This window comes from Alphaproteobacteria bacterium PA2, assembly GCA_002256425.1.
Taxonomy (GTDB): Bacteria; Pseudomonadota; Alphaproteobacteria; order Caulobacterales; family Caulobacteraceae; genus Phenylobacterium.
Genome location: NKIZ01000001.1, coordinates 2046490 through 2066331 on the forward strand (window position 1 = coordinate 2046490; position 19842 = coordinate 2066331).

Below are 19842 nucleotides of genomic sequence, written 5' to 3' on the forward strand. Positions count from 1 at the left end.
CTCCAGTTGGCTTTGCGTCTTCCCAAAGACGATTGATCAGCTAGTCTCCCGGAAGGGAAACTGTGGGGGGATGGTCGTGAAACTGTCGCAGACTCAGAAATACCTGCGCCTGCTGCTCGTGGGCGCAGCCGCTGTCATCGGCTTCGCCGGCGCTGAAGCAGCAGAAGAAGCGCCGCTCAAGGGACTGGCGCAACTCGACCTAACCAGGCTGACCCTGCCTGCCATCGATCTGCCAATCGCCCTCAAATAGCTAGCCGCACCTGACCTCCTTGATCAGGCCGGTTTCGGCGTCGAAGAAGAAATTCAGCCGCCGTGGATTATAATCCATGGTGATCGGACAGGTCGTGCAGGCCACCCGTTGAAGGGCAGGCAGGACAGGCACAGGTATTTCACGTCGGGATCTGCCAATCAGCGCCATAGCCTGACCGGACTTGCACTGATCCTCAGCCTGAGGCCTGGGCGCGGGTGAAACTGGCGGCAAGGGCGCGGGCGATGTGGCTGGCGGCTTTTGAGCGGGCTCACTGGCGCACCCCGCGACACCCAGAAGCAGGACGAGGATAAAAGTCTTGTGCAAACTCATCCCTGTTTCTCCCATCCCCGCGCCATCTGCTTCCAGTAGCTTGCGGCGGCGCCAGACGCCTTGACCGCTTTCCATTGGCCCCGCGCCCGGGCAAGCGCTGCCTCATCAGCGCCATCAAACAGGATCACGCACCGCTCATAGCCTTCCACGTCCTGGACCGGAGCGCCTTCCACCAGAAACAGTGCCTGCGCCTGGTTGGGGTTTTCAGGACCTGTGGTCAGAACGATCGGCTGCCTCGCAGCGGCTGGCTCGGCAGACGGGCCATGGGGAAGGAAGCTGTCATCGCGATAGGACCACAGCCACTGGTCCAGCCGCTCGAGCAGCTCGTTGGAAGGCGGGCGGACGACCGCCTTCCATCCCTTCGCCAGGGTCTTCTCCAGAAGTTCGGGCAGAACCTGATCCAGGCTCGACCTCTCCAGGTGATAGAACCAGACCTCGGCGGCGGTCACGATCAGCCTTCGTACTTGTCTGCAACCATGCGGTTGAGCAAGCGTACGCCGTAGCCGGTGGCGCCATCCGGGCTGGTGGGCTTGCTTGAAGGCTTGGCCCAGGCCGTGGAGGCGATGTCCAGGTGTGCCCAGGGCACGCCATTGACGAAACGCTGGATGAATAGGGCCGCAGTGATGGAGCCGCCGGGGCGGCCGCCGGTGTTCTTCATATCTGCGATTACGCTGTCTATGCCCTTGTCGTACTGTGGCGGCAGGGGCATGCGCCACAGGGGCTCGGACTCGACCTTGGAGGCCGCAAGCAGGTTGTCGGCAAGCTCGTCATTGTTGCTGAACAGACCGGCATAGTCATTGCCCAGGGAAATGATGATGGCCCCGGTCAGGGTCGCCAGATCGACAATGAACTTCGGCTTGAAGCGGTCCTGACAATACCAGACGGCGTCAGCCAGCACCAAACGGCCTTCGGCGTCGGTATTGATGATCTCGATGGTCTGGCCGGACATGGAGGTGACCACATCGCCAGGCCGTTGGGCGTTGCCATCGGGCATGTTCTCGACAAGACCCAGAATACCGACGGCGTTCACCTTGGCCTTGCGGCCCGCCAGGACGTGCATGAGGCCGGCCACCGCGGCCGCGCCGCCCATGTCCCACTTCATGTCTTCCATGCCGTCAGCGGGCTTCAGGCTGATGCCGCCGGTGTCAAAGCACACGCCCTTGCCGACGAAGGCGATGGGCTGCGCCGCCGGGTCAGCCGCGCCATTCCACTTCAGGACCGCCAGCTGGCTTTCCCGGACGCTTCCCTGACCGACACCCAGCAAGGACCCCATGCCCAGCTTGGCCATTTCCGCCTCGCCAAGGATCTCCACCTGCAGGCCCAGGCTCTCCAGCGATTTGGCGCGGCGGGCGAATTCGGCCGGGTACAGGACGTTCGGCGGCTCGGAAACCAGATCCCGGGCGAAGCTGACCGCGTCGGCCAGGGCCGCCAACGGCGCAAAGGCCGCGCTGGCTGCGTCTGAACTGGCCGTGACCAACTCCACATTGGCGATGGACGGCTTCACCTCGGCCTTTTCCTTGGTCCGGTACTTGTCAAACCGGTAGCTTGCCAGCCGCGCACCAAGCGCCGCATGGGCTGCAAGATCAGCGTCGTCCACTGGCAGAACCAGCCGCAGCGACGACAGGCCGCAGGCCTTCACGTGGCCATAGGCTGAGGCCGCGCCATTTTCCGCCGCCGTGGCGTCAAATTCACCCGCCTTGCCGACCCCGATCAGAACAATCCGCGCCGCGGCGTCAGAACCCAGAATGTCCAGGGTTTGCCCCTTGCCCCCCGTAAAACGGGTACCGGAAGCTGCCCGGGCATAGCTTCCCCCTGCCGCCAGAAGGTCTGATCCCTCGGGGATCAACAGGCCCAGCACAGCGTCTGCAGGAAGGACTTTGTCGGCGGCGACGAAGGCGATTTGCATGGAAAGTCTCTCAAAAGGAACGAAGCGCACGAGGCTGCGACCATGGTATCGACCCTTCAGGCCTTCTCGCAAGGTTGTGCGGCGCAGCGACCCATGATTTAGAACGCCTGAACATCCTGGGCGCGCCAAAACGTCAGCGGGGACCAACTTTCTTCGTCATGCGCCTGATTGACCGATATCTGCTGAAACAATTGCTGACGCCAACCCTGCTGGCGATCACGGCCCTGACGGCTGTCGCCCTGCTGTCCACAAGCCTGAGCCAGCTCGAAATCATTGTCAGTCAAAGGCAGAGCGCCCTGATCTTCCTGGAAGTCACGCTCCTGGCCATGCCGCAATTGATCAACATGGTCATGCCCATCGCCCTCTTTGTCGCCGCCCTGATGACCCTGAACCGTCTTCACGTCGACCAGGAAATCGTCGTCTGTTTTGCTGGGGGCATGAGCCGCTGGCGGGTCATTTCCCCTGCCCTGCGGCTGGCCTCGGTCCTGACCGTCCTTGCCCTTGTCCTGAACCTGTGGGTTCAGCCGGCCTCCCTGCGGGCCATGCGCGAGGTCCTGTTCCAGGTCCGGACGGATCTGGCCTCAACCCTGGTGCGGGAAGGCGAATTCACCGCGCCCGTCCCCGGTCTGACCGTCTATGCCCAGAGCATCGACAATGGCGGCCTGATCCATAACCTGTTCATCCATCAGGCCAGACCTGATGGCGCCGCCACCACATACACGGCTGATGAGGGCCGCATCATCAAGCGGGGCGGAAAGCCCGTCCTTGAAATGCACAAGGGCTCCACCCAGGAGTTCTCAAAGCGCGGGGTTCTCAACTACCTTACCTTTGACGACTACCCGTTTGAACTGTCTTCGCTTTCAAGCTCCAGTGAGCTTGTCCACTACAAGCCGTCGGACCGGTATCTGCACGAACTGTTCTTTCCGGATCTCACCCAGGATTGGGAAAAGCGGAACTATGAAAAGCTGCTGGCGGAGGGCCACGCCAGGCTGTCAACGCCGCTCTACAACCTGACCTTCATGTGCTTCGCCCTCTGGGCCATTGTCGGCGGGGGCTTTTCTCGTATGGGCTATGGACGGCGCATGGCCGCGATCGGCGCTGCAGCGGCGATACTGCGCATCATCGGTTTCGCCGTTGAGGCCGCCAGCGAAAATGACCCCTGGCTCAATGTCATGCAGTACGTCATTCCCGTGGCGGGCGCCGCATGGGCCTTGGCCGGGATCTTCCGCCAGAGGGTCTCGCGGTTCATCGATATCCGTAAGACCCGCACGGCGCGCTTCGTCGGCCAGGCAGGAGCGGCGTAGGATGGGGCGGCTTGAGCGCTATGTTCTCTTCCGGACCTTTGCCGGAATCGGTTCCGCCCTGGCGGTGATCTCGGCCGTGATCCTGCTGGTGCAATTTGTGGATCTCTCCCGCTCTGTGGGGGTCAGGGCTGACGTCGGGGTCGGCGACCTCTTCATCATGACCCTTTTCAAGTCTCCCGGGCTGATCCTGCTCCTCCTGCCCTTCGTGTTTCTGGGTGGGGGCATGAGCGCCTATATCGGCATGAACCGTCGAAGCGAGCTGGTCGCCATGCGGGCGGCAGGTGTATCCGCCTGGCGTTTCATCATTCCCTCCGCCGCCTCAGCCTTCCTGATCGGCGCCCTGACGGTCACCCTTTTCAACCCCTTGGCGGCGGACCTTTCAGCAAGGTTTGAAAGCAAGCGCGCCAGTCTCATGGACAACTATCTTGGCGACACGCCCAAGGAAGTCTGGATGAGGCAGGGAGATGAAAAGAACCTGATGGTGATCCATGCCAAGGCCAGGGACAACCGACAGGGACAGGTGCGATTGAAGGGCGTTTCGGTCTACATCTATCAGAAGGACGAACAGGGGCTGCCGAGGTTCAAGCGGCGGCTTGAGGCGGCAAGCGCAGAGCTCATACCCGGCTTCTGGCGCCTGACAGATGTGCGCGAAGCGTCCGCCGGCGAAAACTCGGTGCGATCCGACTCACTTTCAATTCGATCCACCCTTGATGCGGAATCCGCCATGGAGCGGTTCTCGTCGCCAGACTCCATTGCCTTCTGGAAACTGCCGAACGCGATCAAGCAGACCGAACTCGCCGGCTTCAGCGCTGCGGGCTACAGACTGCGCCTGGAACAGCTTCTGGCCACGCCCCTGCTGTTTGCAGCCATGGCGGTTCTGGCGGCGGCGTTTTCCCTGCGCCTCGACCGTCTGGGCGGTCTCGCCGGACTGGCGGGGGTCGGCGCCGCCTTCGGGTTTGTGTTCTTCTTCTTCAACCAGTTTTCTGGCGCCCTGGCCGGCGCAGATATCATTCCCCTGTCCATGGCCGCCTGGGCGCCGCCAACCATCGCCCTGCTGTCGGGACTCATGCTCCTCTGCTACACAGAGGATGGTTAGCCTTGGCGGCTAGCCATAGAGCGCGGTCGCCATTAGAGGGGAGATCATGAAGTTGAGAGTCCCCTCGGCCAAACGCGGTCTGCTGGCAGGCGTCGCCCTCGTGGTGCTGTCCTGGTCCGGGATCGCGCATGCTGCGCATGAGCGGGCAGCCGTCGCGCCTCCGTCAGATGGCCTGCAGGTAGGGGAACTCTACCTCGAGGCTGATGAAGTCGCCCGCAATGACAAGACCCAGGTCACGACCGCCTCCGGATCCGTGGAAGTCCGTTACCAGGGCCGGACGGTCCGGGCCGACCACCTGATCTACGACCAGGCCCGCGGCGTCATGACGGTCGAGGGCCACGTCCAGATCATAAACCCCGACAAGTCCGTTGATTTCGCCGACAAGGCGGTCCTGGACAACAACATGCGCGTCGGAGCGATCGATGGCTTTTCAGCGCGGATGGGGCAGAACATCAAACTGGCCGCCGCATCGGCCGTCCATCGCAGCGCCGATGTCAACGAGCTGAACCGCGCCATCTACACCCCCTGTGATGTCTGCGCGGAGAATGGCGCCCCCAAGGCGCCCAGCTGGTCCATCAAGGCTGACCAGGTGGTGCAGGATAAGGCTCACCAGGTCGTCTACTACAAGAACGCGACGATCCAGGTTCTTGGCATCCCGGTCATGTACCTGCCGGTCTTCTGGCACCCCGATCCACAGGCGGTGCGGAAATCGGGACTTCTGCCCCCAAGCTATGGCCTGTCAAACCGTCGGGGACTGTCCTATGAGCAGCCCTATGTACAGGTCCTGTCGCCGTCTTCGGACTTGACGATAAGTCCCCAGATCAACACGAAAATTAATCCGCTGCTGAATGCCCATTACCGGCAGAGGTTCAATTCGGGCGCCATTGACGCCAGGATCGGATACACCCACGACACGGACTTTGACGGCAAGGGCAAAGGCTTCGGGGCGGACACCTCGCGCAGCTACATGCTGGCGACCGGCGCCTTCGCCCTCAATGAAAAATGGCGTTGGGGCTTCAGCGCCGAACGCACCTCGGACAAGCTGATCTTCGACAAGTACGATATCGGTGATGTCTATGTGGCCCGCGGCCCCTATGTCGCCGACGATCGGCGACTGATTTCCCAGGTCTACGCGACCCGCCAGGACCAGAAGTCCTGGATGTCTGTGGCGGCCTTCTCAATTCAGGGGCTTCGTCCCGGGGACAGTGATCGCACCTTCCCGGTTGTCGCGCCCCTTGTTGAAGCCCGATGGGAACCTGACCAGAACCTTCTGGGCGGTCGCCTCAGGCTGCTGGGGTCTGCAGTGGCCCTCACCCGTGACCAGTCGCCGGATTCACCGGCGCTCCGACTGCCAGGCATAGACAGCCGGCGCGTCTCGGGCGAAGCCGACTGGCGCGCCACCCTGACTTCGTCTGCAGGCCTGCGGGTCATCCCCTTCGCAAATGTTCGATTTGACGCCTATAATCTGAATGATTTAAATGGCATAAAGGGAAAATCTAACAGCATAGCCCGCGGCCTGGTGACGGCCGGCGCTGATTTCACCCTGCCCTTCGTCCGAAGGTTCGAAACATCCACCGTAGTGCTTGAACCTGTTGGACAAATTGTCATTTCCCCACGGGTTCGCCAGATCCGGGTCGGCAAGGGCGTCACTGGCGCGCCGATATATCTGAACGAGGACTCCATTGCGTTCGAGTTCGACGAAACCAATCTCTTCCGTCCGGACAAGTTCCCCGGTCATGACCTCTATGAAGACGGCTTGAGGGCAAATCTGGGCGGACGCGCAAGTGTCCTGTGGGATGATGGCCGGAGGGCCAGTCTGTTGATCGGTCGCAGTTATCGTGACGCCGACAACGCCGTTTTCTCGACCACGAGCGGCCTGACCAAGAAGGCTTCGGACTGGATCGTGGCCGCTGACGCCCAACCCCTGCCCGGCGTGTCCTTCTTCAGCCGCGCGCGCCTCGACAGCGACAATCTGGCCCTGCAGCGGGCCGAGGCTGGCGCGAACGTCAACCTCAAGCGGGGCAATGGCTATCTCCGATATCTTCGGGACGTATCCGGACCGACAGGCCTCAAGACAGAGAACGTCGATATTGGCGGTGAGGTTTTTGTCAGCAAGCACTGGGGCGTTTCGGCCTACGGAAACCGGGATCTGGCCCAGAGCGCCTGGCTGATCCGGGACCTGGGGATCGTCTACCGCGACGAATGCACCAGGGTGGATGTGATCTACCGGCGGGAAGACGTTGTGATCGGACGCCTGGGCAAATCCGAGTCTGTTGCGGTGCGCCTCACCCTCGCCACATTGGGCGGGCCGATATATGCCAACTGACTCGAACGATCTTGAGCGCGCGGGCGACGCCGCGATCCGCTTTAAAGGAATGCACTATCCCATGAGAACATCGGCGAAAGTCACGGGCCAGTGGGCGCGCGGCGCGGTCATTGCGGCCGCCGTCGGTCTGGCTCCGGCCGCTATGGCGCAGGCCCCGGCTGCAGCCCCTGCCCCGGCTGAGCAGGCCCCGGCTCCGGCTCCGGCTCCGGCGGCCGCATCGGCTTCAGTGGCGGCGATCGTGAATGATGAAATCATCTCGACCTATGACCTGTCGCAGAGAATGCGCCTGCTCATCGCCACCAGCGGCGTCCAGCCCACCGAACAGACCCTGCCCCAGTTCCAGCGCGAGGCCCTGATCAGCCTTGTCGATGAGCGGCTGCAGCTTCACGAACTGCGTCGGGTCGAGAAGGAGCAGAAGATCGAGTTGGTCGCCACGGACGAAGAGATCAACGAAGAGATCTCCGAAATGGCCAAACAGAACCGCATGACCGCCCAGCAGTTCGCGGCTCAGATGAGCTCCCAGAATATCGGTATCGAGACCCTGAAGCAGCAATTGCGGGCCCAGGTCAGCTGGCAGCGATGGATACGCGGCCGCTATGGTTCCAGGCTGCGCATTGGCGACGACCAGATCAACGCCCAGCTGCAGAGGATCCAGGCCTCCGCCTCCAAGCCTCAGTACCAGATTTCCGAAGTCTTCCTGGACGCCAACCGGGTCGGCGGCATGGATACGGCTGTCTCCGGCGCAACCCAGTTGATTGCACAGCTGCAGCAGGGCGCGCCCTTCCAGTCTGTGGCCCGGCAGTTCTCGGCGTCCGCCTCGGCGGCGGCTGGCGGAGAGGTTGGCTGGATCACCTCGGGTGAAATGCCGGCCGAAGTGGATGCTGCCGTCGAACAGATGCGGCCGGGGCAGTTGTCCAAGCCAATCCTGGTCCGGGACGGCGTCTACATCATCTATCTGCAGGACAAGCGGGCCGGCGCCAGTGCGGCCATGGTCAGCCTCAAACAGGCGGCTGTCGCCTTGCCGCAGTCGGCGAGCACGGCCGAGCTGGACGCTGCGCGCACGAAGCTGCTGGCCCTGAAAGCCCAGATCAAGGGTTGCGGAGACCTGGAAAGCCAGGCTGCGAAAGTCCCGGGCATCGTTTCCGGCGACCTCGGCGAAGCAGAAATCAAGGATCTGGCTCCGGCCTTCCGTGAGGCCGCTGAAACCCTAGCCGTCGGCCAGATTTCTGACCCCATTCGCACGGCTGCCGGCCTCCACATTCTGGGGATCTGCGGCAAGCGGTCGGGCGGCGACGACGAGGCTCAAAGCCGGGAGCAGATCGAGGGCCGGTTGTTCAGCCAGCAACTGAGCATGATCGCCCGGCGGTACATGCGCGATCTCCGGAATTCAGCGACCATCGAGACCCGGTAAGGGCAGGCCTTCGCCTTGTCGGCTTCCAGCCCCCTGATTGTCTCTCCGGGAGACCCGTCCGGGATCGGTCCGGAAATCATCGGGGGAGCCTGGCAGGCGCTCCGGGCTGAAAACATCTGCTTCGCCGTCGTCGGAGACGCCGATCAGCTGAGGGGGCGCGGGCTTGAAGTCCAGGCGATAGAAGCCCTGAGCCAGGCCCCCGGCGTCTTTCCGCAGGCTGTGCCGGTCCTTCACAGCCCGCTGGGCGTACCGGCTGTTCCCGGCCAACCTTCCAGCAAGGCGGCGCCAGCAATCATCGAATGGATCCGACAGGCGACCGAACTCTGCCTGTCCGGCCAGGCCGCAGGGCTGGTTACGGCGCCCATAGCCAAGGCGACGCTCTATGATTCAGGCTTCAGCTATCCCGGTCACACGGAATACCTGGGGGCCCTGACCGCGGATACGCCGTTGGCGGGTGAACGCGGCCCCATCATGATGCTGGCCGTCGATGGTCTGCGGACCACCCTGGTCACAATCCACAAGCCCCTGAGTGAGGTGGCGTCGGCCATCTCGTCGGACAGCATAGTCCATGCGGGTCTGGTGACGGCGCAGGCGCTCACACGTGATTTTGCGATCGTCAATCCAAGGATCGCCGTCGCCGGCCTCAACCCCCATGCAGGCGAAAGTGGAACCATTGGCCGGGAGGAGGTCGAGATCATTGAACCGGCCATAGCCCAGCTGAAGACGCTTGGGGTGAACGCCACGGGGCCTTACCCTGCAGACAGCCTCTTCACATCCGAACACCGCCATCGCTATGACGCAGCGCTCTGCATGTATCACGATCAGGCTCTGATCCCTGTGAAAATGCTCGACTTCTGGGGCGGCGTTAATGTGAGCCTGGGACTGCCCATTGTGCGCACCTCTCCCGACCATGGCACTGCATTTGATATCGCGGGAACCGGGAAGGCCCGGTCAGACAGCATGACGGCTGCAATCAGGATGGCCCGGCAGATCGCTGACAGCAGGGCCCGGTGACAGACCTCGCCAGTCTCCCTCCCCTTCGCGACAGCCTCGCCGCCCACGGTCTGATCGCCAACAAGGGGTTTGGGCAGCACTTCCTGCTCGATCTGAACATTACGCGAAAGATCGCCAAGCTGGCTGACCTGCCGCCGGGCCTCACCGTGATCGAGGTCGGACCCGGCCCCGGAGGATTGACCCGCGCCTTGCTGGAGACGGGCGCCCGGGTCATCGCCATCGAAAAGGACGTCCGTTTCAAACCCCTGCTCGATGACCTGTCCGCGGCGGCCGAGGGCCGGCTGACTGTGGTGTTTGAAGACGCCTTGAAGGTCGATGAAACAGAGCTGCTCGCGGGGCAGCCTGCGGCAATAGTGTCAAACCTGCCCTACAATGTCGGCACGCCACTGCTGATCAAATGGCTTACCGGACCGTTCAGGCCCGCAAGCCTCACCCTGATGTTTCAGCGCGAAGTGGTGGATCGCATAACCGCAACGGTCGACGACGAGGCCTATGGGCGACTGGCCGTCCTGGCGGCTGCAACCGCGAGCGCCCGCAAGGTGATGGATGTGCCGGCCCAGGCCTTCACCCCGCCCCCCAAGGTAACCTCGGCGGTTGTCCGACTGGTCCCGGTGGAGTCGCCAATACCGTCCGACCTTCTGGAGGCCTTGCAGCAGATCACGGCTGCAGCCTTCGGGCAGAGGCGCAAGATGCTCAGGTCCAGTCTCAAGGCCCTGGGCGGGGAAACCCTGTGTCAGGCTGCCGGCCTGTCTGCCGATCGGCGCGCCGAGACGGTGGACCTGAACGGCTTTCTGGACCTCGCCCGGGCCCTGCAAAGCCGGCGCTAGGCCGAAACGCGCCGGGAAAGCGCCTGGTTCACCGCCTCATAGTGGGGAACGAAATCCCGCTGGATCTGCTGCGGCGAAAAACGGTTTGCGATCCAGCCGCCCAGATCCTCCCCGTGCAACAGTCTCACGCCGTCTGCTTCAGGGACGATTTCGAAATGGTGGCGGCCATTGAACAGCAACGGAATGGATCCCGACCAAGCCAGGGCCCTTCCGGGTTCGCAGGTCGTGATGGTCACCGTCTGATTGATCGTTTTGCCGGGAGACGCGAGGTTCAGGAAGGTCATGCGGACCCTGGCGCCTGGAGCCGCCTGGCCTCTGGCCTTGATGTTGAGCGGGTTCCATTCGTGATAGCGGTCAAAGTCCGCCAGGACGGCCCAGACCTGATCAGCCGAATGTCTGAGGAAAATTTCTGTGCGAATGGATGGCATGGTCGATCCTTGATCCGGGCCTGATCAATAGCTGAGCAGGCCCGTGAAAATTCCGTCCTCACGAAAGCTTGATCCGCACCCGTGGTGGCCATAAGAATGTTGACTGTCCATCGGCTGATTCCGGCTCCGCAGTGGCGTCGGGACCCATCACGGACAACTCGGGAGAGAAACAAATGAAGAAGATCGCCCTGACCGTCGTGGCTCTGGCCGCCGTCGCCTCGCTCGCCGCCTGCAGCAAGCCTGCTGAAGCTCCTGCCGCTGACGCCGCCGCTCCGGCCGCTGACGCTGCTGCTCCTGCTGAAGCTCCTGCCGCTGACGCCGCCGCCGCTCCGGCCGCTGACGCCGCTGCTGCTCCGGCCGCTGACGCCGCAATGGCTCCTGCCGCCCCGGCTGCTGACGCCGCCATGGCACCTGCCGCTCCGGAACACAAGTAAGACCACTCGCTCGGCGCCATTGGCTGCCGAGCAGGTCCTACGACGGGAAAGCCGCCTCATTGAGGCGGCTTTTTTGTTGCCTGGCCGATGGCCTCCATGGGCCAACACCCTGACGCGCCCCTTCCTCAAGGCGGCGGAACTGGCGATCCTGAAATCTGCAATTCGCTCCCCTGACTTCACCAAGCGGAAGTCGACTTTGGGCATCTTGACAGTCACTCCTCGGTAACATACCCATAGTCACCGGTCGGTGACTATGGAGAGCGCCTGATGAAAACACCCACCTCGAGCCGCGACCAGACACGCGAACGGATCCTTGACGCCGCCAAGCGCGTGCTGGCTGAAACCGGGTATGCGAGTTTCGGCGTCAATGCCGTCGCCCGGGAGGCGGGGTGCGACAAGGTCCTCATCTATCGCTATTTCGGAGGCCTCGAAGGCCTGGCTGAGGCTATGGGCGACAGCCTCTCATTCTGGCTGCCCCAGGGCTCGCCTGTCACCACCGGAACTTCTTATGCGGAGTCCATGCGCTCAGTCCTTGCCGGCTATCTGGCCGCCCTCAGACAGACGCCACTGGTGAAGCGGATCCTGTCCTGGGAGTTACTGGAGACAAATGAGCTGACAACCAGGCTGGGCGCAGCAAAATCTATTTCGATACGGAACTGGTTCCAAAACCTGAAGGCCCGGACCGACGGCCCGCCACCTGGCATTGACGCCCCAGCTATCAACGCCATCCTGATCGCCGCCGCGCACCATCTGGCTTTGCGTGAAGACAATGACGGCGCCTTCTCAGGCCTGGACCTGAGGGATCCCCACACCTGGACCCGACTGGACACGGCCTTTGGCCAGCTCATTGAGGCCGCCTATCAGCCAAGCCCGCGACACGGAGACTCCTGAAATGCCAAGTCTTTCCCATGGCCGTATGGCTGCCCTCCTGCTCCTGCTGTTCCTTGTCCTGGCCAATGTCTCCTACGGCGGGCTTGTCAGCCTGTTCGGGTATGATGATGTGCTGCGAGAGCCGGTCGCCATCGTCCTCACCCGATTACATGAGGCCGGCCCACGGCTCGTCTGGGCGTGGGCGGGATTTGCCTGGTCCGCCGTGGTCTTCCTTATAGCTGCACCCGTCATCGCCGCGGCCCTGGAGAAGGAACATGGTCAGGATGTTTCAATCTTCACCTGGTCGGGGGTCGCCAGTGGACTCGTCCAGGCCATCGGGCTGTTGCGCTGGGTGTTCGTCATCCCTCCCCTGGCCGCAGCCTATGTCGCTTCAGGACCGGGATCTGCCGCGCGGACCGCTGCCGAGCAGGTCTATCTGATGCTCAACCAGTATGGTGGCGTCGCCTTGGGTGAGCATCTCGGACAGACCCTGCTGGTCATCTGGACATCAGGTATCCTGCTGGCGAGCTGGAAGGCCGGCAGATGGCTGAGGCTCTCGACCGCTCCCGGACTGATTTCCCTGCCCCTCTGGGTACTGGCCCAGACCGAACTTTTCGCCACCGTCATCCCCGGGCTCCACATTGTGGAGGCCGCGCCTTACGCCTTCATGATCTGGATGGTCTGGCTGCTCGCCCTCGGCGCGGCGCTCGCCATCGGGAAGCCGTCCGCTGAACGCGGCCTTTAGGGCAGGAACTGCCACTCAATCCGGCGCAGTGGGCGCATCGGCCTGTTCTGATGATGAGCTGACTTGCAGCGAGGCCGAGGCGCTGTAGGGATGATTGGTCCCGCCGCCATCGCGCATGATCCAGGTCGGGCGCCCGGAGGATACCCCGATGTCGATCGCCCCAGAGCCCGTGGCAGAAGACCGAAGGTTCTTCGGCCACCCAGCAGGACTGGGCGTCCTGGCCGGGCTGGAGGTCTGGGACCGCATCTCCTTTTACGGGATGCAGAGCCTGCTGGTTCTCTACATGGTCGGCCAGCTTCTTCTGCCCGGGCATGTGGAAAACATTGCGGGGTTCGCCGGATTCAGGGCCGCCCTTGAGAATGTACTGGGCCCGCTGTCTACGCAGGCCCTGGCCTCGCAGATTTTCGGTCTCTATGTCGGCCTTGTCGCCCTTACACCCCTGATTGGCGGCTTTCTCGGCGACAGGCTGCTGGGGCGCAGGAACAGCATCATCATCGGCGCCCTTTGCATGGCCGCCGGTCACCTGTCCCTGGCTTTTGACAGCACCTTTCTCGTGGCGCTTTTGCTGCTGATCACTGGCGCAGGCTTTGTCAGGGGAAACGTGGCCCCCCAGATCGGCGAGCTCTACAGCACTGAAGATCGGCGTCGGGGTGTCGCCTTTCAGATCTATGGCAGCGTCATCAATTTTGGAGCCTTTGTGGCTCCCCTGGTGACTGGCGCACTTGGTCAGGCCTACGGCTGGCACTTCGGATTCGGCTTTGCCGCCGTCGGCATGATGGTCGGCCTGGTGGTCTACCTGATGGGACAGAAGAACCTGCCCGCAGAAACCCGTGTCGCTCGCAGGGAAAAATCAGCGCCTCTAACCAGACAGGACCACATCCGGCTGGGATTTCTGTTCGCCATTGTCCCTGGCGCAGCCATGTTCTGGGTCGCCCAGTCGCAGATCTGGAATACCTACAACATCTGGGTGCGCGATCATCTGGAACTCCGGGTCGCCAGCTGGACCATTCCGATCCCATGGCTCCAATCCCTGGATGGACTGGCGCCTTTCCTGCTCCTGCCTCCGATCCTGGCGCTCTGGCGCTGGCAGGCTGATCTCCGGGCCGAACCGGATGATTTCAGCAAGATCGCCATCGGATGCCTGATCTTCGGGGCCGCGACCATGTTGCTGGCCGGGGCACAGTTCTGGATCAATGGCGCCGGGCGCACCCCGCTGGTGGTCGCAATCCTGTTCCACTTCATTTCAAACCTGGGCTGGCTGTTCACGGTTCCGACCCTGAACAGCCTTTTCTCGCGCCTGGCGCCGAGGTCGATCAACGCCACCATGCTGGGAGTCAACGCCCTGACCACCACCCTGGGAAGCTTCATAAGCGGCCGTATTGGCGGCTTTTACGAAGTGATGACGCCGGTCGCTTTCTGGAGCCTCCACGCCGCCCTGGTCGCCGGAGGCGGCGTTTCGGTCTGGCTCATCGGCCGCCTGTATGCGCGGTCGTTGACGGCCGCCCAAACAGCCTAGTCCTCCGTGTCCACGGAGGCCTGCATGGCGGGAGCATAACGGGGCCCTGTAACGGTCGATGTATTCACCGTGGCCTCGACGCGCGCCATGATGTCGGCGCTGAGGGTCACACCAGCAGCCAGGGCATTCTCCCGCATATGATCCGGGCTCGTCGTGCCGGGAATGGACACGATCGTCGGGTCCTTCTGCATCAGCCAGGCCAGACATAGCTGGGCCGGCGTGCAGCCAGCGTCGGTGGCAATGGCTGTGAACCGGGCCAGCAGCTGAAGGTTGGCCGCAAAGGCTTCGCCCTGGAACCTGGGCATTCCAACCCGGAAGTCGCCTTCGGCCAGTGAGGCCATATCCGTCACGCCGCCAGCCAGAAATCCACGGCCGACCGGGCTGAAGGCGACAAAGGTCACGCCCAGCTCATGACAGGCGTCCAGCACGGCGATCTCGGGATTTCGGGTCCAGGGAGAATACTCGGTCTGCAGGGCGGCGATAGGATGGGTGGCGTGCGCCCGCCGCAAGGTCGGTGCAGACACCTCGGACAGGCCGATGGTCCTGATCTTGCCCTCCCTGACCAGGTCAGCCAGGGCCCCGATGCTCTCTTCGATCGGAATGCGCCTGTCCCAGCGATGGAGATAATAGAGGTCGATGACATCGGTCTTGAGGCGACGCAGACTGTCCTCGCAGGTCGCCTTCAGGACCTCGGGACTGCCGTTCAGCTCGCGCTGATCACCGCGGCTCAGGCCACACTTGGAGGCCAGGGTGAACTCCTTGCGTAGGTCGCCGAGGACCTCGCCCACCAGGGTCTCATTGTGTCCCAGCCCATAGACGGCCGCTGTATCGAGGAAGTTGTAGCCAGCATCCAGGGCGCCTTTGAGCACCCGCTCCGCCTGCTCCCGGGGCGGCGGAGGACCATAGGCGTGAGACAGGCTCATACACCCCAGGCCAATGGGGAAGACGTCGAATGGACCGACCTTGCGTGTTTCAGTCATGTCTCGGTTCCTCTGGAATGTTTGGGCTCAGGCTGCACGAATGATGCCGAGAAAGTCTTCCGCCTTCAGTGAAGCCCCGCCGACCAGGGCGCCGCCTACGTCCTGCACCTTGAGGATTTCTGCGGCATTGTCGGGTTTGACCGATCCGCCATAGAGGATCGGGGGCCTTGCTCCGGCCGCTCCGAACACGTCACGGAGTGCGGCGCGAATGGCCACATGGACCTCTTCAATTTCGGTAATGCTGGGCGTCAGTCCGGTCCCGATGGCCCAGACCGGCTCATAGGCCACCGCGAACGGGTGGTTGGCCACCTCGGAAGGCAGTGAGCCGACGACCTGCCCGACAACGACCTTCAGGGCGTCCCCGGCCCGACGCTGATCAAGGGTTTCCCCCACACAGACAATCGGTTCCAGTCCGGCCCGCAGGGCCGCCAGCACCTTGCTCGCCACCAGGGCGTCCGTCTCTCCATAGCCAGCCCGCCGCTCGGAGTGGCCCAGGATCACCAGACTGGCCCCGGCATCGGCCAGCATCTCGGCCGAGATATCGCCTGTATAGGCGCCATGAGTCTCGGCCCGACAATCCTGACCTCCGATCGCCACGCCTGATGACTGAAGGGTCTGGGCCATCCGGCTGACAAGGGTTGCGGGCGGGCAGACTGCCACCCGGGCCGAGGCGCCCGACAAGCCGCCGGCAATGGCCCGCGCCTGATCCAGCGCCGGCTCGGTCCCGTTCATCTTCCAGTTTCCGACGATAAAGGAGGCGGACAAAGACATGCTGGATTGACCTTTTTTCGAGTCCCGTCCGGGCGAGGTAAGGCAAGTCTGCGGCCGTGTCACCGTCCAAGGGAGGGATACAGCGGCGCCAAGGCGTCAGGGGCGCTTGCCGGGGGTCGCCATCACCCACTATACCGCGTTCAAAGGCAGGCTCCGCTTCGGGAGCCGGGAAAGGTTTCATGCTCTCGTCATTCCGCACCTTCGCCAAGTCTCCCTTCGCTGCAGCCCTAATCGCCGTCCTGGTCATCAGCTTTGGAATCTTCGGGGTCAGCGATGTCTTCAAGGGTCAGTTGACCAATGAAGTCGTCGTGGCCGGCAAGAGGACCATCGACCCCCAGGATTTCAAGATGCGCTGGGACCAGGCCCGGAAGGGACTGGAGCAGCAGTCCGGTCAACCCGTGACGACCGAGCTTATGGTGGAAAACCGGTATGATGCGAGGCTGCTTGAAGATCTCGCCAGTCAGGAGGCATTTTCAGCCCTGCTGGAGAAGGTGGGCCTGAGGCCCTCAGACCAGCTGATCAAGGCGCAGATCGAGAAGATTCCGAATTTCTTCGACCAGGTGTCGGGCCGCTTTGACAAGGTTCTGTATCAGAACACCCTGCAGCAGAATAACCTGACAGTGGACAAGTTCGAGTCCGGCCTGCGTGACGAGATCGCCCAGACCCACCTTGTGACGGCGATTGTTGATGGTCTGCGCGCGCCCCGGGCCTTCTCCGCCCTTGGCGCGATCTACATGACGGAAACCCGCAATGTCGGGTACTTTTCAGTGGGACCAGGGGCTGTGCCCCAGGTGGCGCCGCCAACAGACGCACAGCTGACCAAGTTCATGCAGGAAAACGCCGCCCGCCTGATGAAGCCTGAGTTCCGGGTTCTGACCGTGGTCCGCTTCAGCCCGGCCATGGTGGGGGCTAACCTGCCGGTGAGCGAGGCCGATATCCAGAAGCAGTTCGATTTCCGCAAAGACACCCTGAACAAGCCGGAAGTCCGCAGCGTGATCCAGATTCCCGGAAAGGACGCGGCCACCGCCAAGACCATCGCCGCCCGACTGTCAAAAGGTGAAGATCCCCGGGTGATCGCCAAGTCCTATGGCGTGGAAGCCATCGGCTATGCCGAAAAGCCCAAGGCCGCCATCGCTGATCAGAAGGTCGGCGAGGCCGCCTTCGCCATGGCGGTTGGTGCGGTCCAGGTTGTCCAGGGCGATCTGGGCCTGGCCGTGGTCAAGGTCGTGGGAGTGACAACTGGCCATGTGGCGACCCTGCAGGAGGTACGCCCCATGCTTGAGGCCGAAGCCCGCAAGACGGCCGCTGCAGAAAAGGTCTACGAACTCAGCCAGAAGTATGACGACGCCCACGCTGGCGGCGCCACCCTGGTGGAAGCTGCCGCCAAGGCGGGAGTCGGGACCATCACCCTGGGTCCGCTCACCGAGCAGGGAGTCGACATGCAGGGTCAGCCGGTCAATGGTCTGACCCAGAGGCTTGTACAGTCGGCCTTCGCCTTGCCGCAGGGCGGCGAGAGCGAGATTGAGGACGAGGGCAATGGCGAAAGCTTCGCTGTTCGCGTTGACCGGATCATTCCAAAGGCCCTCCCCACCCTGGCTGAGGTTCGCCCCAGGCTCGCTCAGGTCTGGATGGCTCAGGAAATCGCCAAGCGGCTCCGGGCAAAGGCGGAAGAACTGACCAAGCGCGTCGAAAAGGGTGAGTCCCTGGAGGCCGTGGCCGGGTCGGTTGGCGCCAATGTCTCGCACGTCGTTGGGCTGGATCGCCAGAACGCCGCCCAGAACAAGGATCTGTCGCAGGAATCCATGGGCAAGATCTTCGGTCTCAAGGTGGGCGAAGCCTTCAATGGTGAAGACGCCAAGGCGTTCGGCATTGTCGTCGGCAAGGTAGAAGCCCTCCGCGGCCCTGTTCCGACCGCCCTTGGCCGCATGACCGAGGCGACCCGTCCCCAGCTGACCCAGACCCTGTTCCGGGAAATCGGAACGGACGCCCGCAAGTCGGCGCGCAACACAATCAAGCCGAAGACCTACCCCAATGTCGCCAGGGTGGCCCTCGGTCTGGAGCCGCTGGACGCAAAAGCGGACAAGGCGCCGGAGAAGAAGAAGTGATTGTCGAACCCGGCCTTGCGTCCTTCGAAACCGGTTATGCCAGTGGCGCATCCCAGGTCGTCTGGACGAGGCTGATTGACGATCTCGAAACGCCGGTTTCGGCCTATCTCAAACTGGCCCACGCGCGCCCCTACGCCTTCCTGTTCGAAAGTGTCGAAGGCGGCGCCTGGCGGGGCCGGTATTCCGTGATCGCCATGAAGCCCGATCTCGTCTGGCGGTGTCGGGGAGACCAGGCGGAAGTCGCGCAGGGTGCGGCCATTGAGGCCAATGCCTTTACGCCTCAGTCTGGTGGGGCCCTGGACAGCCTGCGGGACCTGGTGGCCGCTTCGCGCCTGGACCTGCCGGCCGGACTGCCGCCCATGTCCGCCGGCATTTTCGGCGCCATCGGCTATGACATGATCCGGCTGGTTGAGAAGCTGCCCAATGTGAACCCGGACCCGCTCAACCTGCCTGACGGGTTGATGATCCGACCGTCCATCGTGGCGATCTTCGACGCCATAGCCCAGGAAATCATCCTGGTGACGACAGTTCGGCCCGGACAGGGCGACGCAGCAGCGGCCTATGACGAGGCCGTGGCCCGTTTGACGGCCGTTCACGACGACCTGCGCCAGCCGGCCCCGCCCCTGACAGGCGCCGGCGTGGCCGAACCCGACGCCTTCACAACCCCGGTAGAGCGCGCCGACTATCATCGCATTGTCGAAAAGGCCAAGGGCTTCATCCAGGCGGGCGACATCTTCCAGGTGGTGCCCAGCCATCGCTTCCGCGCGCCCTTTGCCAAGGACCCCTTCGCCCTCTACCGCTCCCTGCGGCGGATGAACCCCTCCCCTTTCCTGTTCTATCTGAACTTCGGGGACTTCCAGCTGGCGGGCTCCAGTCCGGAAATCCTGGTTCGCCTGCGGGACGGCAAGATCACCATCCGGCCGATCGCCGGCACCCGGCCCCGGGGCGCGACTCCGGAAGAAGACCGCGCCCTCGAAGCCGACCTGATCGCAGACCCCAAGGAACGGGCTGAGCACCTGATGTTGCTAGACCTGGGCCGCAATGACGTGGGTCGCGTGGCCATGCTGAACAAGGCCGGGTCCAATGCGCCGCCAACTCCTTCAAAGGGTGCGCACGTACGGGTCACAGCCAGCTTCTTTGTCGAACGCTACAGCCACGTCATGCATCTGGTCTCCAATGTTGAAGGCGATGCGCCGGAAGGCCTGGATCCGGTCGATGTGCTGATGGCCGCACTCCCCGCCGGTACGCTGTCGGGCGCCCCGAAAGTTCGGGCGATGGAGATCATCGACGAGCTGGAAATCGAAAAGCGCGGCATCGCCTATGCAGGCGCGGTCGGCTATTTCGGCGCTGACGGGTCGGTGGACACCTGCATTGTCCTGCGTACGGCATGCTTCAAGGACGGCATGATGTACGTCCAGGCTGGCGGCGGCGTTGTCGCCGACAGTGATCCCGACGCCGAATATGATGAGACCCTGCACAAGGCCCGGGCCTTGCGACGCGCCGCCGAAGAGAGCTGGCGTTTCGTCTAG

At 63.1% G+C, this 19842-nt stretch carries 19 protein-coding genes; 13 read left to right on the forward strand and 6 right to left on the reverse strand.

Annotation, left to right across the window (positions count from 1 at the left end):
* Window positions 1–70: 70 nt before the first annotated feature.
* Window positions 71–250, forward strand: a complete 180-nt coding sequence (locus CFE28_09850) for a hypothetical protein (protein ID OYU70264.1) — start codon at window positions 71–73, stop codon at window positions 248–250.
* Here CFE28_09850 and CFE28_09855 read toward each other — a convergent pair whose 3' ends face one another.
* Genes CFE28_09855 through CFE28_09865 form a run of 3 tightly spaced genes read right to left on the reverse strand, consistent with a single transcriptional unit; the run spans window position 251 to window position 2486 of the window.
* A complete protein-coding gene (locus CFE28_09855; protein ID OYU71656.1) occupies window positions 251–616 on the reverse strand; it encodes a peptidase inhibitor I78 in 366 nt (121 codons plus the stop codon).
* A complete protein-coding gene (locus tag CFE28_09860; GenBank protein OYU70265.1) occupies window positions 577–1029 on the reverse strand; it encodes a DNA polymerase III subunit chi in 453 nt (150 codons plus the stop codon). The genes CFE28_09855 and CFE28_09860 overlap by 40 nt, the downstream gene beginning before the upstream one ends.
* 2 nt (window positions 1030–1031) lie before the next feature.
* Window positions 1032–2486, reverse strand: coding sequence for a leucyl aminopeptidase (locus tag CFE28_09865; protein ID OYU70266.1), 1455 nt, complete (start codon window positions 2484–2486; stop codon window positions 1032–1034).
* A gap of 158 nt (window positions 2487–2644) precedes the next feature.
* Between CFE28_09865 and lptF the strand changes: the two genes are divergently transcribed.
* The 6 genes from lptF to CFE28_09895 all read left to right on the forward strand — a co-directional run bounded on the left by lptF (window position 2645) and on the right by CFE28_09895 (window position 10464).
* A complete protein-coding gene (gene lptF, locus CFE28_09870) occupies window positions 2645–3790 on the forward strand; it encodes an LPS export ABC transporter permease LptF (protein OYU70267.1) in 1146 nt (381 codons plus the stop codon).
* A gap of 1 nt (window position 3791) precedes the next feature.
* The gene (locus CFE28_09875; GenBank protein OYU70268.1) at window positions 3792–4886 is read left to right on the forward strand and encodes an LPS export ABC transporter permease LptG; all 1095 of its coding nucleotides are present in this window, start codon (window positions 3792–3794) and stop codon (window positions 4884–4886) included.
* A gap of 43 nt (window positions 4887–4929) precedes the next feature.
* Window positions 4930–7212 (forward strand): organic solvent tolerance protein, encoded by a 2283-nt coding sequence (locus CFE28_09880; GenBank protein OYU70269.1) that lies wholly within the window; start codon window positions 4930–4932, stop codon window positions 7210–7212.
* A gap of 61 nt (window positions 7213–7273) precedes the next feature.
* Entirely contained in the window at window positions 7274–8623 is a 1350-nt protein-coding gene (locus CFE28_09885; GenBank protein OYU71657.1) for a peptidylprolyl isomerase, read from the forward strand.
* Between the two features lie 15 nt (window positions 8624–8638).
* Complete coding sequence (locus CFE28_09890; protein ID OYU70270.1) at window positions 8639–9637, forward strand: 4-hydroxythreonine-4-phosphate dehydrogenase PdxA; 999 nt, start codon at window positions 8639–8641, stop codon at window positions 9635–9637.
* Entirely contained in the window at window positions 9634–10464 is an 831-nt protein-coding gene (locus tag CFE28_09895; GenBank protein OYU70271.1) for a 16S rRNA (adenine(1518)-N(6)/adenine(1519)-N(6))-dimethyltransferase, read from the forward strand. The genes CFE28_09890 and CFE28_09895 overlap by 4 nt, the downstream gene beginning before the upstream one ends.
* Here the strand turns inward: CFE28_09895 and CFE28_09900 are convergent.
* Window positions 10461–10892, reverse strand: coding sequence for a hypothetical protein (locus CFE28_09900; GenBank protein ID OYU70272.1), 432 nt, complete (start codon window positions 10890–10892; stop codon window positions 10461–10463). The two genes, CFE28_09895 and CFE28_09900, sit on opposite strands and share 4 nt — an antisense overlap.
* A 173-nt stretch (window positions 10893–11065) precedes the next feature.
* Between CFE28_09900 and CFE28_09905 the strand changes: the two genes are divergently transcribed.
* From CFE28_09905 to CFE28_09920, 4 genes are all read left to right on the forward strand, one after another.
* Entirely contained in the window at window positions 11066–11326 is a 261-nt protein-coding gene (locus tag CFE28_09905; protein ID OYU70273.1) for a hypothetical protein, read from the forward strand.
* A 267-nt stretch (window positions 11327–11593) separates the two neighbouring features.
* The gene (locus tag CFE28_09910) at window positions 11594–12217 is read left to right on the forward strand and encodes a TetR family transcriptional regulator (GenBank protein ID OYU70274.1); all 624 of its coding nucleotides are present in this window, start codon (window positions 11594–11596) and stop codon (window positions 12215–12217) included.
* Between the two features lies 1 nt (window position 12218).
* Window positions 12219–12941 carry a hypothetical protein gene (locus CFE28_09915; GenBank protein ID OYU70275.1) on the forward strand — a complete coding sequence of 241 codons (723 nt, stop codon included), beginning with the start codon at window positions 12219–12221 and terminating at the stop codon, window positions 12939–12941.
* A 115-nt stretch (window positions 12942–13056) separates the two neighbouring features.
* Window positions 13057–14457 (forward strand): MFS transporter, encoded by a 1401-nt coding sequence (locus CFE28_09920; GenBank protein OYU70276.1) that lies wholly within the window; start codon window positions 13057–13059, stop codon window positions 14455–14457.
* Here the strand turns inward: CFE28_09920 and CFE28_09925 are convergent.
* Window positions 14454–15437, reverse strand: coding sequence for an aldo/keto reductase (locus tag CFE28_09925; GenBank protein ID OYU70277.1), 984 nt, complete (start codon window positions 15435–15437; stop codon window positions 14454–14456). The genes CFE28_09920 and CFE28_09925 overlap by 4 nt on opposite strands.
* Window positions 15438–15464: 27 nt before the next feature.
* Complete coding sequence (locus CFE28_09930) at window positions 15465–16208, reverse strand: triose-phosphate isomerase (protein OYU70278.1); 744 nt, start codon at window positions 16206–16208, stop codon at window positions 15465–15467.
* Between the two features lie 179 nt (window positions 16209–16387).
* On the opposite strand from CFE28_09930, the gene CFE28_09935 reads away from it, so the two are divergent.
* Both CFE28_09935 and trpE read left to right on the forward strand, forming a co-directional pair.
* Window positions 16388–18313 carry a rotamase gene (locus CFE28_09935; GenBank protein OYU70279.1) on the forward strand — a complete coding sequence of 642 codons (1926 nt, stop codon included), beginning with the start codon at window positions 16388–16390 and terminating at the stop codon, window positions 18311–18313.
* The gene (trpE, locus tag CFE28_09940) at window positions 18310–19842 is read left to right on the forward strand and encodes an anthranilate synthase component I (protein OYU70280.1); all 1533 of its coding nucleotides are present in this window, start codon (window positions 18310–18312) and stop codon (window positions 19840–19842) included. The genes CFE28_09935 and trpE overlap by 4 nt, the downstream gene beginning before the upstream one ends.